Annotated in this window: 12 protein-coding genes; 6 read left to right on the top strand and 6 right to left on the bottom strand. The window is 75.6% G+C overall.

The genetic code is table 11. The annotated features are described in order from the left end of the window. Positions 1–17: 17 nt before the first annotated feature. Both FB476_RS01320 and FB476_RS01315 read left to right on the top strand, forming a co-directional pair. Positions 18–902, top strand: coding sequence for a patatin-like phospholipase family protein (locus FB476_RS01320; protein ID WP_141817186.1), 885 nt, complete (start codon positions 18–20; stop codon positions 900–902). Between the two features lie 82 nt (positions 903–984). Continuing rightward, on the top strand, positions 985–1,773 hold the full coding sequence (locus FB476_RS01315; RefSeq protein ID WP_238329500.1) for a crotonase/enoyl-CoA hydratase family protein: 789 nt from the start codon (positions 985–987) through the stop codon (positions 1,771–1,773). On the opposite strand, the gene FB476_RS01310 is transcribed toward FB476_RS01315, so the two are convergent. The 3 genes from FB476_RS01310 to FB476_RS01300 form a co-directional block, all read right to left on the bottom strand. Continuing rightward, a complete protein-coding gene (locus FB476_RS01310) occupies positions 1,774–2,442 on the bottom strand; it encodes an alpha/beta fold hydrolase (protein WP_141817185.1) in 669 nt (222 codons plus the stop codon). A 70-nt stretch (positions 2,443–2,512) separates the two neighbouring features. Continuing rightward, positions 2,513–2,872, bottom strand: coding sequence for a VOC family protein (locus FB476_RS01305; protein ID WP_141817184.1), 360 nt, complete (start codon positions 2,870–2,872; stop codon positions 2,513–2,515). Between the two features lie 54 nt (positions 2,873–2,926). Continuing rightward, positions 2,927–3,478, bottom strand: coding sequence for an NADPH-dependent FMN reductase (locus tag FB476_RS01300; protein ID WP_170233489.1), 552 nt, complete (start codon positions 3,476–3,478; stop codon positions 2,927–2,929). Between the two features lie 75 nt (positions 3,479–3,553). On the opposite strand from FB476_RS01300, the gene FB476_RS01295 reads away from it, so the two are divergent. The 3 genes from FB476_RS01295 (at position 3,554) to FB476_RS01285 (ending at position 9,155) form a co-directional block, all read left to right on the top strand. Continuing rightward, complete coding sequence (locus tag FB476_RS01295) at positions 3,554–5,995, top strand: excinuclease ABC subunit UvrA (RefSeq protein ID WP_141817182.1); 2,442 nt, start codon at positions 3,554–3,556, stop codon at positions 5,993–5,995. A 500-nt stretch (positions 5,996–6,495) separates the two neighbouring features. Beyond that, entirely contained in the window at positions 6,496–7,752 is a 1,257-nt protein-coding gene (locus FB476_RS01290; protein ID WP_141817181.1) for a glycosyltransferase, read from the top strand. Between the two features lie 128 nt (positions 7,753–7,880). Then, on the top strand, positions 7,881–9,155 hold the full coding sequence (locus FB476_RS01285) for a PQQ-dependent sugar dehydrogenase (protein WP_141817180.1): 1,275 nt from the start codon (positions 7,881–7,883) through the stop codon (positions 9,153–9,155). Here FB476_RS01285 and FB476_RS01280 read toward each other — a convergent pair. After that, positions 9,139–11,091 carry a glycosyltransferase family A protein gene (locus tag FB476_RS01280; RefSeq protein WP_170233488.1) on the bottom strand — a complete coding sequence of 651 codons (1,953 nt, stop codon included), beginning with the start codon at positions 11,089–11,091 and terminating at the stop codon, positions 9,139–9,141. The genes FB476_RS01285 and FB476_RS01280 overlap by 17 nt on opposite strands. Before the next feature lie 67 nt (positions 11,092–11,158). On the opposite strand from FB476_RS01280, the gene deoD reads away from it, so the two are divergent. Beyond that, positions 11,159–11,875, top strand: coding sequence for a purine-nucleoside phosphorylase (gene deoD, locus FB476_RS01275; RefSeq protein ID WP_141817178.1), 717 nt, complete (start codon positions 11,159–11,161; stop codon positions 11,873–11,875). Here deoD and FB476_RS01270 read toward each other — a convergent pair whose 3' ends face one another. Then, positions 11,876–12,397, bottom strand: coding sequence for an ASCH domain-containing protein (locus FB476_RS01270; protein WP_141817177.1), 522 nt, complete (start codon positions 12,395–12,397; stop codon positions 11,876–11,878). Positions 12,398–12,408: 11 nt separating this feature from the next. Then, entirely contained in the window at positions 12,409–14,142 is a 1,734-nt protein-coding gene (locus FB476_RS01265; protein ID WP_141817176.1) for a substrate-binding domain-containing protein, read from the bottom strand. Positions 14,143–14,166: the final 24 nt, after the last annotated feature.

Raw genomic sequence — 14,166 nt, 5'->3', positions numbered from 1 at the left:
CGGCATACCCTCGCAGGGTGGCGCTGACCAGCAAGGTGACCGACACCGCCCTCGTCTTCGAGGGCGGTGGCATGCGCGCGTCCTACACCTCCGGACTGCTCGTCGCGCTGCTCGAGGCGGACATCCACCTCCCCTGGGTCGGTGGCATCTCCGCGGGCTCGAGCAACACCTGCAACTACGTCTCGCGCGACCCGTGGCGGGCGCGGCACAGCTTCACCGACTTCGCGGCGGACCCGCGCTTCGGCGACTGGCGCACGTTTCTCCGCGGCCAGGGTCTCTTCAACGCGCAGTACATCTACGAGGAGACCGGTCTGCCCGGTGCTGCTCTGCCCTTCGACTGGGAGACCTGGTCGGCCAACCCGGCGACGGTGCGGATCGGCGGGTTCAACGCCACCCGCGGCGAGCCCGTCTACTGGGGCCGGGAGGACCTGCCCTCGCTGACCGAGCTCATGATCCGCATCCGGGCGTCCTCGACCATGCCGGTCGTCATGCCACCGGTGACGATCGACGGCGAGGTCTACGTCGACGGAGCGCTGGGGCCGAGCGGCGGCATCCCCCTCGACGCCGCGCAGGCCGACGGCTACGAGAAGTTCCTCGTCGTGCTCACCCGCGAGCGCGGCTACGTCAAGACGCCCTCGCGCGGCGACTGGTACGTCCGGCGCCACTTCCGCACCCTCCCCTCGGTCGCCGAGGCGCTGCGGCAGCGGCCGGCCCACTACAACGCGATGCGCGAGCAGGTGCTGGAGCTGGAGCGGGCGGGCCGGGCCTACGTCTTCGCCCCCGACCACATGCCGGTGAGCAACAGCACCCGCGACGTCGCGAGGCTCCGCGCCAGCCACCAGGCGGGTCTCGCGCAGGCACGGCGCGAGCTGCCGGCGATCCGGGAGTTCCTCGGTCTGTGACGCTGACCGGAGCGCGGACCTGACACGCGGGGCGACGAGGTGTGCGCGCCCTTTCCCGACGCCCTGTGGGAGAGTCCCGGGCATGCCGCCGCACACCATGCAGCAGGGGGACGTCACCTGCGAGGTGGTGGACGGGGTCGCCGCCGTCCGCCTGTCCCGTCCCGACAAGCTCAACGCCCTGACCCTGCCCATGCTCGACGCGCTCGTCTCGACCGCCCGGCAGCTGCGCCGGCGGCCCGACGTGCGGGCGGTCGTCCTCTCCGGCGAGGGGGACGCCTTCTGCGCCGGGATGGACCTCGGGACCGCGCTGCGCGATCCCCAGGGCATCGCACGCCGCTTCGTCCCCGGGCTGCGGGGCACCAACGTCTTCCAGGAGGCCTGCTGGGCCTGGCGCCGGCTGCCCGTGCCGGTGGCCGCGGCCGTCCACGGCCACTGCCTCGGCGGAGGGCTGCAGCTGGCGCTCGGCGCCGACTTCCGCATCAGCACGCCGGACGCCGCGTGGTCGGTCCGCGAGACCCGCTGGGGCCTGGTGCCCGACATGTCCGGCACCCGCTCGCTCGTCGAGGTCGTCGGGCTCGACGTCGCCAAGGACCTGACGCTCACGGCGCGCACGGTCAGCGGCGACGAGGCCCACCGGATCGGGCTCGTCACGCGGCTCGCCGAGGACCCGGTGGCCGCGGCCTCCGACCTCGTCTCCCAGATCGTGGTCCACGACCGCGAGGCGGTGGCCCGGGGCAAGCGGTTGCTCGACCGGGCCTACGGCGCGTCGGCGCGGGCGACCTTCCGCCGCGAGCGCCTCGCCCAGCTGGGCCTGCTGGCGCGGATGGACCGCAGCGGGCTGCCCGGCGGAGCCGCGCCGAGGAAGGGCTGATCAGCCCGTCGGCTCCAGCGCGTCGAGGAAGTCGGTGAGGATGGTCGTCAGCTCCTCGGGCTTCTCGGTGTTGACCAGGTGCCCCGCGCCCTCGACGACGCGCAGGCTCGCACCGGCGATCCCGTCGGCGAGCGCCCGGGCCCCGGCCTGGTTGGCGAGGTCCTTGGCCCCGACCACCACCAGGGTGCGGGCCGTGATCCGCGGCAGCGCGTCGGTCAGGTCCAGGGCGCGCACCACCTCCTGGCTGCGCAGCACCTGCTCCTTGGACACGCCCATGTCGACGAAGCGCGAGCGCGGGATCATCCGCAGCAGCACCTTCTGCATCCGCAGCACCGACCTCGGCGGCCGCACCTGCCCGCCGACGAGCACCAGCCGCCGCACCCGCTCGGGGAAGTCGGCGGCAAGCTGCGCGGCGACCATCGCCCCGTAGGACACCCCGCACAGGTCGACCTGCTGCAGCCCCTCGAGCATGAGCGTCTGGTCGAGCGCGGCCGCGGCGTCGGCCATCGGCACGGGCGCGCGCTCGGTCGGCTTCAGCCCCGGCACCCACGGCGTGAGCAGCCGGCGCGAGCCGTAGAGCCGCACCACGACGTCCTCCCACGCCATGGGCGCCTGCCCGCCCGCGTGCAGCAGGACGAGCGGGGTGGCGGTCGCATTCGGAGGAGTCACACCGGCAGGGTATGGGGTGCGCCGGGTGGCCGCACCACGTCCCCGGGGCGGGGGCCGGGGAGGTCGCGCCTCAGCCGTGCGGGTCGGAGACGCAGAAGACGTTGCCGGCGGGGTCGCGCAGCACCCTCCAGCGGAAGTCGTCGTCGCCCTGCTGCTCGACGATCTCGGCGCCGAGGCCGACGAGCCGCTCGACCTCCGCCTCGCGGTCGCCGCCGGAGAGGTCGAGGTGCATCCGGTTCTTGCCGGGCGTGGGGTCGTCGACGCGCTGGAAGGCCAGCCGCGGGCGGCCGCGCAGGATGACGAAGTCGGGGGTGTCCATGCCGATCTCCGTGTGCAGCGCCTGCGCCCAGAAGCCGGCCAGGGCCCTCGGGTCCTCGCAGTCGACGGTCACCATGTCGACGTGCAGGGGTCGGGGAGTGTCCTCGCTCATGGCGACAGTCTGTCCGACCGGCGCCGTCCGCGCGAGGACCCGAGGGTCAGGGGCTCAGACGGAGGCGGAGGCCGACTCGCGGGCGGCGGCGACCAGCTGGTCGTAGAGGCCGCGCACGGCCTCCTCGGGGGCGTTCTCGAGGATCTCGCCCTCGGGGGTGAGGTCCTCGCCGAAGCGCAGGCCCGGGCCGTCGAGGCGGAGGGTCTGCAGGCGGTCGAGGACGGTCGCGAGGGCACCGGTGGCGGCGGCCGCGCCGCCCCAGCCGTAGCCGACGACGCCGACCGGCAGACCCTTCCACTCGGCGTGGAGGGTGTCGAGGGCGTTCTTGAGGACGGCCGGGTAGCCGCCGTTGTACTCGGCGACCGTGAGGATGAGGGCGTCGTAGGAGCGCACGCGCTCGGACCAGGCGATGGTGCTGGGCTGGTCGTACTCACCCGCGGACGGCATCTGACCGTCGGCCAGGAAGGGCAGGCCGATGGCGGCGAGGTCGACGAGCTCGACCTCCGTGCCGTAGGGGGCGAGCCCGGTGATCCAGCCGGCCACCTTCGGGCCGATCCGGGCAGGGCGGGTGGTGCTGACGACGACGCCGATCCTGGGGAAAGTCATGTCTGGTCCAATGGGTGACACTTCAACCATGTTCCCGATCCGCCCGAACTGTGGTCAACGCCATACCCTGACCGCGTGAGCGGACGGATCGAGGTGCGGGGCGCCCGCCTGCACAACCTGCGGGACGTCGACGTCGACCTGCCCCGCGACGCGCTGGTCGCGGTGACGGGGGTCTCGGGGTCGGGAAAGTCGAGCCTGGCCTTCGGGACGGTGCACGGAGAGGCGCAGCGCCGCTACCTCGACTCGGTCGCGCCCTACGCCCGCCGCCTCATCTCCACCGCGGTCGACCCGCAGGTCCGCGACGTGCGCGGACTGCCGCCGACGGTGGCCCTGGAGCAGGGCCGCGGCGGCTTCGGCGGACGTTCGACCGTCGGCACCGTGACGACGACCGGGTCGACGCTGCGGATGCTGTGGTCGCGGTGCGGCACCTACCCCGAGGGCGCAGCGCGGCTCGACTCGGACTCCTTCTCCCCCAACACCCCCGACGGCGCCTGCCCGACCTGCGGCGGCCTCGGGGTGGTCCACGAGCCGACCGAGGCCTCGATGGTGCCCGACGACACGCTGTCGATCGCCGAGGGCGCGGTCGCCGCGTGGCCCGGCGCCTGGCTCGGCAAGAACTACCGCGACATCGTCGCCACGCTCGGGCACGACGTCGACGTCCCCTGGCGCGAGCTGCCGCGGGAGACCCGCGAGTGGATCCTCTTCACCGACGAGCAGCCGGTCGTCACCGTCGTGCCCACCCGCGACGCCGAGCGCATCAACCGCCCCTACCAGGGCACCTTCTCCTCGGCGGCCCGCTACGTGCGGCGCACCCTGGCCGAGACGCGCAGCGCCACCCAGCGCGCCCGGACGCTGCGCTTCGTCGAGACCCGTCCGTGCGCGACCTGCGGCGGGCGGCGGCTGCGCACCGAGGCCCTCGCGGTCACCTGGCAGGGCCTGGCCATCGACGAGGCCGCCGCGCTGCCCGTCACGCGGCTGCTGGAGCCGGTCCGCCGGCGCCTCGACGAGCTCGCCGTCCTCCCCGAGCGCGACGCGCGGCAGCAGGCCGAGGTGCTCCTCCTCGAGGACCTGTGCGGCCGGCTCGCCCTCATGGAGGAGCTCGGCCTGGGCCATCTCACGCTCGGCCGCCCCACCGGCGGCGTCTCCTCCGGCGAGCTGCAGCGGCTGCGGCTCGCGACCGCGCTGCGCTCCGGTCTCTTCGGCGTCGTCTACGTCCTCGACGAGCCGTCGGCCGGGCTGCACCCCGCGGACACCGACCAGCTCGTCGCGCTGCTGCGCCGGCTCGTCGAGGCCGGCAACACCGTCGTCGTGGTCGAGCACGACATGGGCGTGGTCGCCCGCTGCGACTGGGTCGTCGACGTCGGCCCGGGCGCCGGCGCCGAGGGCGGGCACGTCCTCTGGTGCGGTCCCCCCGCCCGGCTCGCCGAGGTCGAGGACTCGGTCACCGCCCGCTACCTGCACGAGCGGGTGCACCTCGACGAGATCCGCCCCGGTATGCCATCGCGCCGGGAGGGCACCGGCACGCTCCGCTTCACCGGGCTCACCCGCCACACGGTGCGCGGCGTCGACCTCGACCTGCCGCTCGGGACGCTCACCGTCGTCACCGGCGTCTCCGGCTCGGGCAAGACCAGCCTGCTCGACGCGGTCCACGACGTCACGGGCGCACGGCTGGCCAGGGTCGAGGACCAGCCGGACGCCGACGACGCCGGCGAGGGCGACGACACCGAGGGCACCCCGGCCCCGGTGGCCGAGGACGCACCCGCCGCGGGCGAGGTGCGCGGCGAGGGCGACGGCATACCCCGGCGCGTGGTGCGCATCTCGCAGAAGCCGATCGGGCGCTCGCCACGCTCGACCCTGGCGACCTACACCGGGATGTGGGACGCCGTGCGCAAGCTCTTCGCGGCCACGCCCGAGGCCAGGGAGCGGGGCTGGACGGCCAGCCGTTTCAGCTTCAACACCGCCGCCGGGCAGTGCCCGACGTGCGGCGGCGAGGGCGCGGTGGCGGTCGAGCTGCTCTTCCTGCCCGGCACCTACTCGACCTGCCCCACCTGCCGCGGCGCACGCTTCGACGCCCGGACGCTCGAGGTGACCTGGGACGGCCGTACCGTCGCCGACCTGCTGGCGATGACCGTGGTGCAGGCGCAGGAGGCGCTGGCCGAGGTGCCCGCGGCCCGCCGCGCCCTGGACGCCCTCGAGGCGCTGGGGCTGGGCTACCTGACGCTGGGCCAGCCCGCGACCGAGCTGTCCGGCGGCGAGGCGCAGCGGATCAAGCTGGCCACCGAGCTGCAGCGGGGCAGGCGGGCGGCCACGCTCTACCTCTTCGACGAGCCGACGACCGGGCTGCACCCGGCCGACGTGCACCGCCTGCTCGCCCAGCTCCACACCCTCGTCGACGCCGGGCACACGGTGCTCGTCGCCGAGCACGACGAGGCCGCGGTGGCGAGCGCCGACGTGGTCGTCGAGCTGGGGCCCGGCGCCGGCGACGAGGGCGGTCGGGTCGTCAGCGTCCGGCGATGAAGCCCGGCAGCCAGACGGCCTCCCAGGCCGGCACTCGGGATAGACGTGTCGCGGCTCGAAGCGGGAGAGCAGCTCGAGCAGCACCACCGTCCGGCGGCGCCGCTTCGTCGGGATCCGCAGCAGGCGCTGCCCGTCGAAGAGCTGCGCCACCGCCCTCTCCTGCTCCATGCGGGCGGCCTCGGCGGCCTCCGCGTCGGGCCGCAGCGCGGCGCGGGCCGCGGTGTAGGTCTCGCCGGTGCGCTCCATGCGCTCGCGCACGCGGCGCTTGAAGTCGGCGTCCTGGGTCATCGTTCCTCGTTCCCGGCCACGGAGCCCCAGCCCTCCCGCGGCCGTGCACGCAGGGACGATCGACGCCCGAGGAACTGCTCCCCTTCGCCCGACGACGTCCGAGCTGGGGGCCGGTCGCGCTCGCGGGCTGGGCGCCGGGTCGCGCCCCGCGCACCAGGGTAGACCGTCCGGCCCGCAGGACCCAGCGACGTCGCGGCGGCCACACTGGAGGTATGCGGATCGCGATGCTCGCCGCCGGCAGCCGCGGCGACTACCAACCGGTCGTCGCCGTCGGCCGCGCCCTGGCCGCCCGGGGCCACGACGTGGGCGTGACCGTGACGTCCGACTACGTCGACCTGGTCCGCGCCGGCGGGCTGCGGCCGGAGGAGGTCCGGTTCGACCTCATGGAGCGCTACCGCGAGGACGTGCTCTCGGGCGAGGGGATGCCCGACGCCTGGGAGGGGCAGCTGGGCATGGTCGGCGAGATGGCGCGCGTGCTCGCGCCCGAGGTGACGCGGACCCTGCACGACCTCTCGCCGCGCTACGACGGCTTCGTCACGACCGCCCTCACGGCGACCTGGCCCGGGCTCTTCCTCGACGGGCCGCGCCGGCGCCAGGTGCTCATGATGTTCGTCCCGGCCCTGCCGTCGGTCTGGGGCGACTCGAGCCTCTTCTCGGTCGAGGAGGGCCGCTCGTGGCGCAATCTCGCCGCCGGGCTGCGGGTGCTGCGCTCGGCGAGGGGCGCGGTGGCCCCGCGCGGGGCGGACGCCGCCGGGGTCGACGTGGGCGTCCGAGCCCGCGCCCGCGCCTCGTGGCAGATGATGACCGCGCCGGCGTTCGTCGCGATGACGCCGCAGCTGGTCACGCCGCGCCGGGTGGGTGGCCGCGACGTGCGGGTCGTCGGCTATCCGGTGGCGCCGCTGCCGGCCGGATCCTCGCTGCCCGCCGGGGTCGAGGCCTTCCTGGCGGCCGGGTCACCGCCGGTCTTCGTCGGCCTCGGGTCGCACACGCTCCCGGCCGTGCGCGACGCCCTCCGGAGCGCGGTCGGGGCGGCGCTCTCGCTCGGCCACCGGGTGCTGGTCCAGGAGGGGTCCGGACTCGAGGACGAGGGCGGGCACGGCGATCACGTCGCCTTCGTCGGCGACGCCCCTCACGAGCTGCTGATGCCGCGGACGGCGGCGGTCGTCTCGCACGCCGGTGCCGGCACGTCGGTGACCGCGCTGCGGGCCGGGCGGCCGCAGGTGCCGGTGCCCTTCACGATGGACCAGCCGTTCCTGGCCCGTCGGCTGCACGAGATCGGGGTGGCCGGGACGCCGGTGCCCGCGGGCGTCGCCGCCGGCGCCGACGGCGAGCGCCGGCTGCGGGCGTCGCTGGAGGAGGCGCTCGCGCCCGAGGTCGTGGCCCGGGCGGCCGAGGTCGCCGAGGCCGTGCGGCAGGAGGACGGCGTCGCGGGGGCGGTCGCCGAGATCGAGCGGGCGCTGCTGCGCTGAGCGGTCGACCCAGAGGTTCGATCCGTCCCGGCGACATGCCCGGCACGAGCGGCTCGAGCGAGCACGTGCTCGCTGGAGCCGGTCCGGACGGGCGTGTCGCCGGGACCGAGGCGACCTACGCTGGCTGCATGGGACGCCGCAGCCCTCTCCTCAGCGTCGTCGCCGTCGCGGGCCTCGCCCTGACGGCCTGCTCCGGCGAGGGCGACAGCGCGTCGCCTCCCGCCACGTCCAGCGCGCCCGCTGCCTCGACCACGCCGGCCGGCACGGACGACGGCACCGCGACGACCGCTCCCTCCGACGACGCGGTGAGCGAGACCTCGTCGGAGCCCACCGAGGAGCCGGCCGCACCCGAGGCCCTCGACGTCGAGGTCGTCCTCGAGGGCCTTCGCCTCCCCTGGGACGTCCAGCTGCTGCCGGACGGCACCGCCCTGGTCACCGAGCGCGGCGGGCGGCTCCTCGCCGCCGACCCGACCGGGACGCCCGCCGAGGCCCGCGAGGTGGCGCTCGACCTGCCCGAGCTCTTCGTCGGCAGCGAGGCGGGCCTCATGGGCCTGGCGGTCTCGCCCGACTTCGAGCAGGACCGCACGATCTTCCTCTGCCACGCCGCGCAGCCCACGGGCGCCGCGCCGGACGTCCGCGTGACCCGCTGGACGCTCGACGAGGACCTGGCCCGCGCGACCCGCGACGGCGTGGTCGTCGACGGCCTCCCGCTGACCTCCGGACGTCACGCCGGCTGCCGGCTCCTCCTGCTGCCCGACGACACGCTGCTCGTCGGCACCGGCGACGCCGCGGACGGCCGGAACCCGCAGGCGCTCGACTCCCTCGGCGGCAAGGTGCTGGCCCTGACCACCGACGGCGGGCCGGCGGAGCCGGACGGCTCCGTCGAGGGCGCCGACCCGCGCATCCTCACCTACGGCCACCGCAACGTGCAGGGCCTGGCCGTCCAGCCGGGCACCGACCCGCCGGTCGTGTGGTCGGTCGAGCACGGCCCCTCGGTCGACGACGAGGTCAACGTGCTGGAGCCCGGCGGCAACTACGGCTGGGACCCGGTCCCCGGCTACGACGAGTCTGTGCCGATGACCGACCTCGACGCCTTCCCCGACGCGGTCGAGGCGGTGTGGAGCAGCGGCTCGCCCACGCGGGCGACGAGCGGTGCGGCCTTCCTCCGGGGCGGGGCGTGGGGCGCCTGGGAGGGCGCGCTGGCCGTCGCCGAGCTCAAGGGCAGCGGGCTGACGCTGCTGCTGGTCGACGGCACCGAGGTGGTCGACGAGCTGCGGCCGCGGGAGCTCGACGGCACCTACGGCCGGCTGCGCTCGCTCACCGTCGACGAGGACGGGGCCCTGTGGGTGACCTCGTCCAACGGCGAGGGCGACGTGGTGCTGCGCGTCACCCCCGCAGGCTGACCCCCGCCGCACCGGCGCCGAGCAGGTCCGTCACCAAGGGCAGCTCCCAGCCGTCGGCGGCCCACGCCTGCTGCTCGGCGGGGGTCCGGGCGACCCACTCGGCCCGCACGCCCCAGTGGGAGCGGACCGTCGCGGCAGCGCCCTCGAGGTCGCGGACCGGCTCGACCTCGGAGGGCGGGACCGCCGCCAGCAGCACCCGGTCCGTCGTCACCGAGGGCATCGGCCGGGCGGCCGGGGCCAGCGCCGCCGGCTCGAGGACGACGACCACGTCCGCGCGCACCTGATCGGTGTCGGTGACCAGGTCGACCACCCCGTCCCGGGCGGCCTCGAGCAGCACCGGGCTCCAGTCCGGCGACATCATCCCGGAGCGGGTGAGGTCCTCCCGGCCGAGCACGGCGACCGTCGGACCCTCGGCGCCCGTCACGGGCGCCCGGTCGGCGGCACCCGTGCCGTCGGACCGCGGACCCGCCTCCACGAGCCCCTCCAGCACCTCGACCGGCGGCCGCGCCTGGTCGACGACGAGCACCATCCGGTAGTCGCTGCGGGGCACCGGCCTCCCGGCCAGGTCGCGCACGAAGCTGCGCGGCACCGGGAAGGGCCGCATCCCGTCCCGCTCCAGGCGCACGTCCGCCGGGGCGGACGCACCGGCAGCGCGCAGCCCGGCGTGCCAGACCCGGAAAGAGCTGCGGAAGAGCACCCGGTCGGGACTGTGCCGCCCGAAGGCGAAGTCCGCCCGCGAGAGCGAGCCGGCGGCCAGCCGGGTGATCGCCAGCGGCTCCGTCACGTTGACGACGCCGCCGACCAGCCCCAGCCGCTCCTGCATCTCCGAGTCGGCCCCCTTGCGGATCGCGTCGAAGCCACCGACCGCCTCCAGCACCTCGCGCCGCACGAGCAGCGAGCTGGCGTTCATCCGCTCGGGCCGGTAGCCGAACCACTGCCGGGTCAGGTCGGGCCTGGCCCGGATCGCGACGCTGCGGCTCGCGGCGGCCTCCGGCGCCTCCTCCAGGGCGGCCACCTGCAGCGCGAGCCGCTCGGGGTGCGACCAGTCGTCGGCGTCCTGCGTCGTCACGTAGGCACCCCGGGCGACGGCGAGCGCGGCGTTGCGGGCGAGGTAGGACCCGCCGTTGACCGCCTGCCGCAGCAGCCTCACCCGGTCGTCGAGCGCCGCGCACTCCTCGAGCAGCTCGGCATGCCCCGGCTCGGAGCAGTCGTCGACGAGCAGCAACTCGAGGTTGCCCCACGACTGGTCGAGGACCGAGCGCACCGACGTCACCAGCCCGCGGTCGGGGCGGAAGGCGGGGACGACGACGGTGACCATCGGGCCGTCGACGGAGCGGGTGGCGGGCAGCCGCAGCCCGTCGAAGACCGGGTCGCGCGCGCCGTCCACACGGGGACCATCCAGGTCGCGCGCGGCGAACCGGGAGCCCAGCAGCTTCTCCCACCGGGCGTGCGACGCCGGCTGCTGCGTGCCCTCGGCGTAGGGGTTGACCAGGTCGGCGCGCAGCCCCTCGACCACGTCGGGGTGCACGCCCTGGAGCGTGTCCAGCCCGGTCCGCACCAGGTCGTGCCGACCGGTGAGGAAGGCCGCCTGCAGGTAGTGACGCCGCTCGGCCTGGCGCAGCGCCTTCGGCCCGCCCGCCTCCACCGCCTGCCGGAAGAGCTCGACGGCGGCGCGCTGCTCGACCTCGTCGCGCCCGAGCGCGAACCACGCCGTCGCCAGCGCGCCCGCGGCGGACAGGGCCGCCCCCGGCCGCGTCACGCGCCCCGGCAGCTCGGCGCCGCCGGCGAGACGCACCGCCAGCGACCGCGCCGTGCCGCCGGCACCCGCCCGGCGCGCCAGCTCGTCGAGGACCTCGTCGGCGCCGCTGCGCAGCGCGGCACCGAGCAGCGGGTCCTCGTCCCGGGCGTCGGCACCGGGTGCGGGCGGGGGGAGCATGCCGCTCATTGTGCCCGGCAGGGCGGTCAAGTTCCGCCGCGGCGCCGCCCGCCCGTAGGGTTTGCCCGTGAGCACCCACATCGCCGCCCAGCCCGGTCAGATCGCCCCCCGTGTCCTCCTCCCCGGTGACCCGCTGCGGGCCCGCTGGATCGCCGAGACCTTCCTCGACGGCGCCGAGTGCTACACAGAGGTGCGCGGGATGCTCGGCTACACCGGCACCTACCGCGGCGAGCGGGTCTCGGTGCAGGGCACCGGCATGGGGCAGCCGTCGGCCTCGATCTACGTCAACGAGCTGATCCGCGAGTACGACGCCCAGCAGCTCGTGCGGGTCGGCTCCTGCGGCGCCCTGACCGAGCGCCTCAAGGTGCGCGACGTCGTGCTGGCCCAGGCGGCCGCGACCGACAGCTCGATGAACACGCTGCGCTTCTCCGGCTACCACTACCCCGCGACCGCCCACTTCGGCCTGCTGCGCAACGCCGTCGAGGCCGCCGAGCAGGCCCGGGCCGCCCACCTGGTCGGCACCGTCTTCAGCTCCGACAGCTTCTACCACTCGCGCCCCGAGCTGACCCAGAAGGTCGTCGAGTACGGCGTCGTCGCGGTCGAGATGGAGGCGGCGGAGATCTACACCCTCGCCGCGCAGCACGGCCGCCAGGCGCTGGGCGTCATGACGGTCAGCGACCACATCGTCACGGGCGAGGAGACCACCGCCCAGGAGCGCGAGCAGACCTTCGGCGACATGGTCACCATCGCCCTCGAGGCGATGCTGGCGACGCCGCTGCCCTGATCAGCCGACCGGGTCGGCGTGCTCCGGCGGCCAGACCACGGTGAAGCGCTCCAGGACGATCTCGTCCTGCTCCGACCAGGTCTCGCCGCGGGCGGCGCAGGTGCGCGTCCAGTAGCGGGCGTGCTCCCTGCGCCAGCTCTCCAGCGTCCCGTCGTCCTCGCCCTCGGCGGCGGCGACGTCGGCGTCGACCTCGTCGAAGGTCGCGACCCGCAGCTCCGTGCTGCGCAGGACCACGCGCGGCACGCCCCGCCCGTCGCAGGCGATCCAGTGCGAGCCGACGCGGGGCAGCTGCTCGCCCTCGGCGAGGAAGTCGGGGACGAGCGCGGCCGTGGCCCGCTTGCCGCCCTCCAGCACCAGGGCGAGGAGCTCGTCGGCGAGCTCCTCGGAGTCGCCGAAGCGCTCGACGGTGTGGTCGGGGCAGGCAGCGACCCGCTCGGGGTGCGCTGCGGCATACGCCTCCCAGAGCGCGGCGGCCGCGGCGAGGTCGGGCTCGCCCGGGGGACGGCGGGTGGGTTCGCTCATGGTTCGGCTCCTCAGGGCGCCCTGCGGGCGACGACGTCGACGAAGACCTGCGGCAGCTCGCGCGGGTCGCGCAGCACGAAGGACTCCCCGCCGGCGGCGTCGGCGAGGCGCTGCAGCGCGTCGGCGTCGACGTCGGGGCCCACGCCGATGAGCACGACGGTGACGGGCCGCTCCGCGCGCTCCCGGGCCGAGGTCAGCAGGTCGACGACCTCGTCCTCGGAGAGGCCGCCGGTGCTGTCATCGTTGACGCCGTCGGTGAGCAGCAGCACCGAGCTGATCGCGTCGGGGCGGTAGTCGTCCTGCATGTGCTGGTAGGCGGCCCAGAGCGCGTCGTGCAGCCCGGTGTCGCCCGTCAGGGTGGTCGCGTCGAGCCCGTCGGTCTCGGCGAGCAGCACCTGCTGCTGGGTGACGCCGCTGCGCACCTCCTCGTCGAGCGGTCGCAGCGGGACGACCTCTCGGTGGTCGCGCTCCCCGTCGAGGGCCGTGGCGAAGTACCAGAGCCCGATGGCGGTCTGACCGGGGACGACCGCGAGCGCGGTCTGCGCGGCCTCGCGGGTCAGGTCGATGCGGGTGGTCGAGCCCTCGACCGGCGCGGCCATCGAGCCGGAGATGTCGACGAGGGTGAGGATGCGCGACTGCGGCGCGATGACGGCCCAGGTCTGCGCCAGCGCGATCACGATCTCTGGGTCGGCGTCGGTGGGGTCGGTCGGGAGGTCGTCGGGCACGCCCTCGGCACCCGGCGTGCCACCGGACGCGGGGCGCACCGACAGGTCGAGCAGGTCGGCCGCGCCCTGCTCGGAGAGCAGCTGCTCCTCGAGCGCGTCGACGGCGTCGGCCGAGGCCGCCTCCCCGACGCGCACGAGCGGCACGGTCACGGTGCCGATGCCGGACCCCAGCGCCAGACCCTGCACCTCCTCGCCGTCGGCCGCCGCGGCGAGGAGCTGCTGCTCGGTCATCGGGACGATCGTGGCGGGATCGGCGCGCACCGCGGAGACGGGGTCGGAGCGCAGGGAGTTCTGGGCCAGCAGCACCAGCAGGCTGCGGCCCGGGCCGCCCGCCTGGGAGAGGCTGCCGAGCTCGTCGGCGGTCGCGCCGAGCAGCGCCATGCTGGCCGGGTCGGTGCGCGGGTCGCCGACCCGCAGCGTGAGGTCCGAACCGCCGTCGGCGACCGCCTGCTGGTAGGCCTGCACGACCTCGGCGAAGGTGGAGGACGGGCTCACGCCGAGCTCGCCCAGCCCGGCCAGGGCCTCCGGCCGCCCGGCGAGCAGCACGGGGGTGGTGGCGAGCGTCTCGCCGACCTCGAGATCGACACCGTCGGCACGGGCCACCTCCGCCCACGCCGTCGAGCTGGGCACCCAGGCGTCGGGCCGGTCGCCGTCGCGCAGCTCGGAGGCGACGGTGGCGGTCTCCCGGCCGACCACGGCATAGCCGAAGCAGTCGTCGGAGGCCTGCGCGGCGCGGTGGGCCGCGGCCTCGACGGCGGGCAGCAGCTCGGGGGCGCTCCAGACCGTCACCTCCCCGCACGTGGGCGGGGCGGCGTCGTCGGTCGCGCGGGCGTCGTCGGTCGCCGTCGTGCCGTCGGAGGTGCCGGCCGGGTCCGTCCCGTCGCCCGTGCCGCGACCGGTGCCGCCGTCGCGGCCGAGCAGCCACCAGGCGCCGAGCCCGACGGCGAGGAGGATCGCGCCGACGAGCACGACGATCGAGACTGACCGGCCCACGGAAGCCGGTGCGGTGTGCCTACCCACCAGCGCAAGGTAGCGCAGACCGCC

This window comes from Ornithinimicrobium humiphilum (assembly GCF_006716885.1).
In the GTDB taxonomy this organism is placed as follows: Bacteria; Actinomycetota; Actinomycetes; order Actinomycetales; family Dermatophilaceae; genus Ornithinicoccus; species Ornithinicoccus humiphilus.
This window is presented reverse-complemented; position numbering and strand designations above follow the sequence as displayed.

Bases quoted from the DNA above. Each gene is read 5' to 3' on its own strand.
- FB476_RS01280 (WP_170233488.1), bottom strand. From the start codon at position 11,091: ATGCTCCCCCCGCCCGCACCCGGTGCCGACGCCCGGGACGAGGACCCG.
- FB476_RS01300 (WP_170233489.1), bottom strand. From the start codon at position 3,478: ATGACTTTCCCCAGGATCGGCGTCGTCGTCAGCACCACCCGCCCTGCC.
- FB476_RS01315 (WP_238329500.1), top strand. From the start codon at position 985: ATGCCGCCGCACACCATGCAGCAGGGGGACGTCACCTGCGAGGTGGTG.
- FB476_RS01285 (WP_141817180.1), top strand. From the start codon at position 7,881: ATGGGACGCCGCAGCCCTCTCCTCAGCGTCGTCGCCGTCGCGGGCCTC.
- FB476_RS01270 (WP_141817177.1), bottom strand. From the start codon at position 12,397: ATGAGCGAACCCACCCGCCGTCCCCCGGGCGAGCCCGACCTCGCCGCG.
- FB476_RS01290 (WP_141817181.1), top strand. From the start codon at position 6,496: ATGCGGATCGCGATGCTCGCCGCCGGCAGCCGCGGCGACTACCAACCG.
- FB476_RS01305 (WP_141817184.1), bottom strand. From the start codon at position 2,872: ATGAGCGAGGACACTCCCCGACCCCTGCACGTCGACATGGTGACCGTC.